Source organism: Pseudoalteromonas rubra (assembly GCF_004212645.1).
Lineage (GTDB): Bacteria > Pseudomonadota > Gammaproteobacteria > Enterobacterales > Alteromonadaceae > Pseudoalteromonas > Pseudoalteromonas rubra_G.
Genome location: NZ_PPUZ01000167.1, coordinates 1 through 4,940, shown reverse-complemented (window position 1 = coordinate 4,940; position 4,940 = coordinate 1). Strand labels below are relative to the sequence as shown.

The 4,940-nt window shown below is 47.8% G+C and carries 2 protein-coding genes; both read left to right on the top strand.

Annotated elements, in window-relative coordinates; translation table 11 throughout:
- Positions 1-513 precede the first annotated feature (513 nt).
- Positions 514-1,692, top strand: coding sequence for an efflux RND transporter periplasmic adaptor subunit (locus C3B51_RS23335; protein ID WP_130246556.1), 1,179 nt, complete (start codon positions 514-516; stop codon positions 1,690-1,692).
- The gene (locus C3B51_RS23330) at positions 1,685-4,816 is read left to right on the top strand and encodes an efflux RND transporter permease subunit (RefSeq protein ID WP_130246555.1); all 3,132 of its coding nucleotides are present in this window, start codon (positions 1,685-1,687) and stop codon (positions 4,814-4,816) included. The genes C3B51_RS23335 and C3B51_RS23330 overlap by 8 nt, the downstream gene beginning before the upstream one ends.
- Positions 4,817-4,940 lie beyond the last annotated feature (124 nt).

Genomic DNA, 4,940 nt, shown 5'->3' with positions numbered 1-4,940 from the left:
CCTAAAAGCGCCACTGATGTCAACAAAGATGACCAGCCATTATTAGCCCCGCCTCCAATTCTCCTGTCCAAACGTGGCTTTTGGCATCACTGAAGATGCAGGTTTCCCCCTTTTACCCGTTCCCATAAAAGTTACGATGTGACTTCGTGTTACCAAAATTATAAACAAACAAATCAATAACTTAAAAACAAAAAACCACGCAAATAAGTGATATTACCTCAGAAATACACGACCTTTCTTGGTTAAATAACAGCAAGTCACAAAAGGTGCAGTGTGTTAATCCCAAAACCGGATTACAGTGTTTCTCGTCTTCACACAACAACAACAAAACAAGAGAAAATAACATGAATAATAAGAATCTAATTAAAACACTTATCGCACTTTCTTTCCTGTCTACATCAGTCACATCAGACGCCAGTTCAGGTGCAGGCCAGATCACGCCACAAACATGCGTGCTCGTTCTTTTGTGTGAAGACCACTGATCACATCAACACTCATCAAGGGGAACAATCTATGCGTATCAGCCATTTTATGGTGCCAATCACAGTAGCCAGTATCTCTGGCTTACTATTTTGGACCATTAATTCATCCGCTGTTGAAGTGCCCAAAGCACAACAACTCGACAATCGTCCTACGGTGACTGCTGTTCCATTAGCACCACAAATGCATACAGTTAAAATATCGGCCTTTGGTGAACTAACCCCATATGAAAGCACGCATTTATCGGCTCAGGTCAACGGCCAGGTCACCCGCTGGCATGCCAGTTTCACACAGGGTGGCTTCGTAAAGCGCGGAGAGTTACTTTTCTCTCTGGATAGCAGCGATTATCAGGCCAAAGTCACCCATGCCAAAGCGGCACTGCAACAAGCACAGGCAGATCTTATCGAAGAGCAAGCATTGGCGGATGTCGCCAGAAGCGAAGCTGAGCGGTTTCCTGAAGAGCAACGCACAGCTTTGTTTCTCAGAACCCCGCAACTGCTGAGCGCGCAGGCTGCTGTTGACTCTGCACGCGCTTCTCTGCGTCAGGCACAAAAAGAGCTGGAATACTGCAACATTTACGCCCCTTTTGATGCCCTGGTGACTGCACGTATGATAGGCACCGGACAATATGTTACTGCAGGCGAATCCGTTGCGCTGATCCACAACGTCGAAAAAGCTGAAATCATCACGCCGATTGCTGGCTTTGAAGCCAAGTTTCTGCCCGATACCCGCCAGAATATCGCAGTCACCATCTCCACGAATGACCAAACCGTCGTACGCAGTGGCACAATCATGCCGCACCTCGCACAGTTTGATAGCAAAACTCGGATGCGCAAATTATATGTCACATTAGAAGATCCCTATGGGCTGCGTAATCAGCAAGATGCACTCGCTTTTGGTCAATATGTACAGGTAACGTTTGACGGTAAAGCCCTGTCACAGATTTATTCGATCCCACAGAAGCTGGTTAAAAATAACAAGGTATGGACGGTTGATCATTCTCACACCTTGCGTCAGCAAGACATTGAGATCGTGCACAGTGACGGCAGCAACTATCTGGTACAGGGTCGCTTTCACGACACTGACCTGTTATTACATTCATTGCCGGAACACCCTGTGGATGGACAACCTGTCAAGCTAGTGGCCGATCAACCCGTCTTTACCGGACTGGCTGACAATCACATAACACCTGTGAGGACTGTCTATGAATAGCAGAAAGCCTCAGACATCCGGACTTATGGGTTATTTCGCCCATAATTCCGTGGCAGCGAACTTGCTCCTGGCGTTTATCTTCATTTTGGGGATAGCCAGCTACTTTCAGATCAACAAACAAATGTTCCCGCACAAACCACAAAAGCACATCATTGTCGATGTGTCCTTTGTGAGCGCATCTGCACAAGAAATTGAACAAAGCGTGTTGATCCCTATCGAAAGCGCCCTGATCAACTTACCTCAACTAAGAAAAATCACCTCCCGCTCCCGTACCGGCTGGGGCCGTATTGTGTTGGAGGTCAATCACAAGTCTGACGTGAATGAAGTACTCGATAAGGTGAAGCTCAAAGTCGACGGCATCACCACTTTGCCAACGGAAATGGACCCTTTAATCATTAGACGTACCGAATCCATTGAAACGGTCTATGAAATGGTTCTAACCGGCGACCTCCCCTTGGCCGAGCTCAAAGTCGTGGCACGGGAGATCCGTGATGACTTGTTGCAAAATGATGGTATTGCAATCGTTGAATTACTGAGTCAGCAAGAAGAGATCAGTATTGAAGTATCACCGGAAATACTGAGGGCCTATGGCCTGACTATTCAGGAACTTAGCCAACGCATAAGCGAATATTCGACAGATATATCCGCAGGTCAGCTCAAAGCAGACTCCGGTATCATTGCTGTACGCGTTGAAAACCAACGCTATTTCGGTGACGAGTTTAAACGTATCCCTGTCAAAGTGGGGGAATACGGTGAACAAGTATTTCTTTCCGATATCGCGATAATTTCGGATAACCTGACGGAAGATAAGAAATACGCAAAATACAATGGTAAAAATGCCATTACCTTGATAGTCAAAGCCACTGAAGACCAAAATATTATTCCGATCGCCACTGCCGTGAAGCGTTACATAGCGCAAAAAAATCAGGCGCTACCATATGGTTTAAAACTCGAAACCTTTGTCGATATGACCTATTACCTTAACGCTCGCCTGGATATGATGCTGGAAAACCTGCTTCAGGGTGCCATTTTAGTAGCGGTCATGCTCTCTGTGTTCCTACGTTTTAAACTCGCTATGTGGGTGATGATTGGTCTGCCTGCATGCTTTCTGGGCACCATACTGATGATGCCGGTATTTGGTGTCAGTATTAATATACTGTCCCTGTTCGCCTTCATCATGGTATTGGGGATCGTAGTCGATGACGCCATTGTGATTGGGGAAAGCGCCTATTCGGAAATAGAAAAGTCCGGGCACTCAATCGAAAATGTCGTCAAGGGCGCGAAGAAAGTCGCTACACCTGCAACCTTTGGTGTACTCACCACCATGGCAGTCTTTGCCCCGTCACTCTTTTTAACCGGCCCTGACAGTGCTGACTTTTACGCCATCGCTGTCGTTGTGTTGCTCTGTCTGGCATTCAGCCTCATAGAGTCTAAATTTATCCTGCCCGCGCATATCGCACATTGCCGCTTTGCACCGATCAGACCCGGGAGCTGGCGAGATAAGTTCAATCATGGCTTTCAGAACTTCATTCAGACCCGTTACCAGCCCGCTTTGCTGTTTAGCATTCGCTGGCGCTGGTCAGTATTAATCGGTTTCTGTGGACTGTTCGCAACCGCCATTGCCCTATTCACCTCCGGTCAGGTGAAATCAGTATTGAACCCAAAAGTTCCGCATGATTTCCCGTCGATTAATGTTGAAATGTATGCCAATACCTCCAGTGACCAAGCCATTGAAACGCTCCAACGTATTGAACAGGTTATTTTGGCTGTCGATGAAGAAACGGCACAACAATATGGACAAAAAATGCTTGCCAGCGTGCTGGCACTCAATGACAGTCGCACCCAACTGAGGATCATCACGCCTTTGGTTGAGGACACCATCCGCCCCTATGACACCTTTGAACTGGCCCGACGCTGGCGCGCAGCAATGCCCGACCTGCCAGGTGTTAAAAGCTTTCATATCCAGGACGATTTAAATGGCAATGGCACACAGGGTGATTTTGGCTACAGACTGTATGGATCCGACCTCAATACTTTGGAAAAAGCCAGCAGAGAGTTAGTTGAGCAGTTGCAAATGCAGCCAGGGCTGTACGACATCAATTCCAGCCTCAATGCGTCTGGTATACAAGTGCTGCTGTCCCTGCGCCCCAGTGGTCAAAAGCTGGGCTTGACCCTGGACGACATCGCAAGACAGGTCAATGGTGGCTTGTACGGACAAGAAGCACAGCGGGTGATCCGCAATGGTGAGGAAGTCCGGGTGCTGGTGCGCTACCCGTTTGCCGACCGCCAATCACTCTCAGACTTGGAGTATGCGCTTATTCGCACCCCGGGCGGACACACCGCTATGCTGGGCGATGTAGCCACCTATGAAATTGTTTCCGCCAGCAGCGAGATCCAAAGACGACAAGGGTTCAGAACCGTCTTTATCTCAGGCTCGATTGACGAAAACCTGGTCGCAGCGGATCGGGTAATTGGGCACATTGAAAAACAGATCCTGCCCAACATCAAGCTTCGCTTCCCGGAAGTACAAAGTAAGCTCGGTGGCACACTGCAACTGAAGCAGGCACAGCAAAGCGAACAGCTCTTACTATTCCTTGCAGGTATTGTGGTGGTCTACATGCTGCTGGCGATCCCTCTGCGCAGTTACACCCAGCCTTTCATGATTATGATAGCGATCCCATTTAGCTTAACCGGCGCGATATGGGGACATTATCTCTGGGGGCTGGATTTTAGTGTGATGTCGACCTTTGGCCTGATCGCCGCTGCGGGTGTAGTCGTCAATGACTCCCTGGTCATGTCAGATTATATCAACCAGCTCAGAAAGCGGGGGATGGTACTACGAGAAGCCGTGATCCAGGCTGGTTGCGCTAGATTCCGGGCCATTGTGTTAACGTCAATTACAACTTGTCTCGGGGTCCTGCCCATTATGTTTGAAACCAGTTTACAGGCACAGCTGGTCATCCCTATGGCCGTATCACTTGGCTGCGCTATCCTGTTTGCAACCCTGATCACTTTGTTCCTGATCCCTTGTCTTTACTCAATACTGGAAGATTGCAGTGAACAACTGAACCGTGTGTTAAACAAGGTAACTCAATTCAATAAAGCGAGGTCGACGTCTTTATGATCAAGCGGCTCATGCCGCTTATACCAATTTGCTTAATTAAGTGTTCTATTTTGAGGCGAGAAAATAGGGTCGATAACAAGGCAAAAATTTTGTTATTTAGTTGCTCTAAATGAGAAATTTTTAA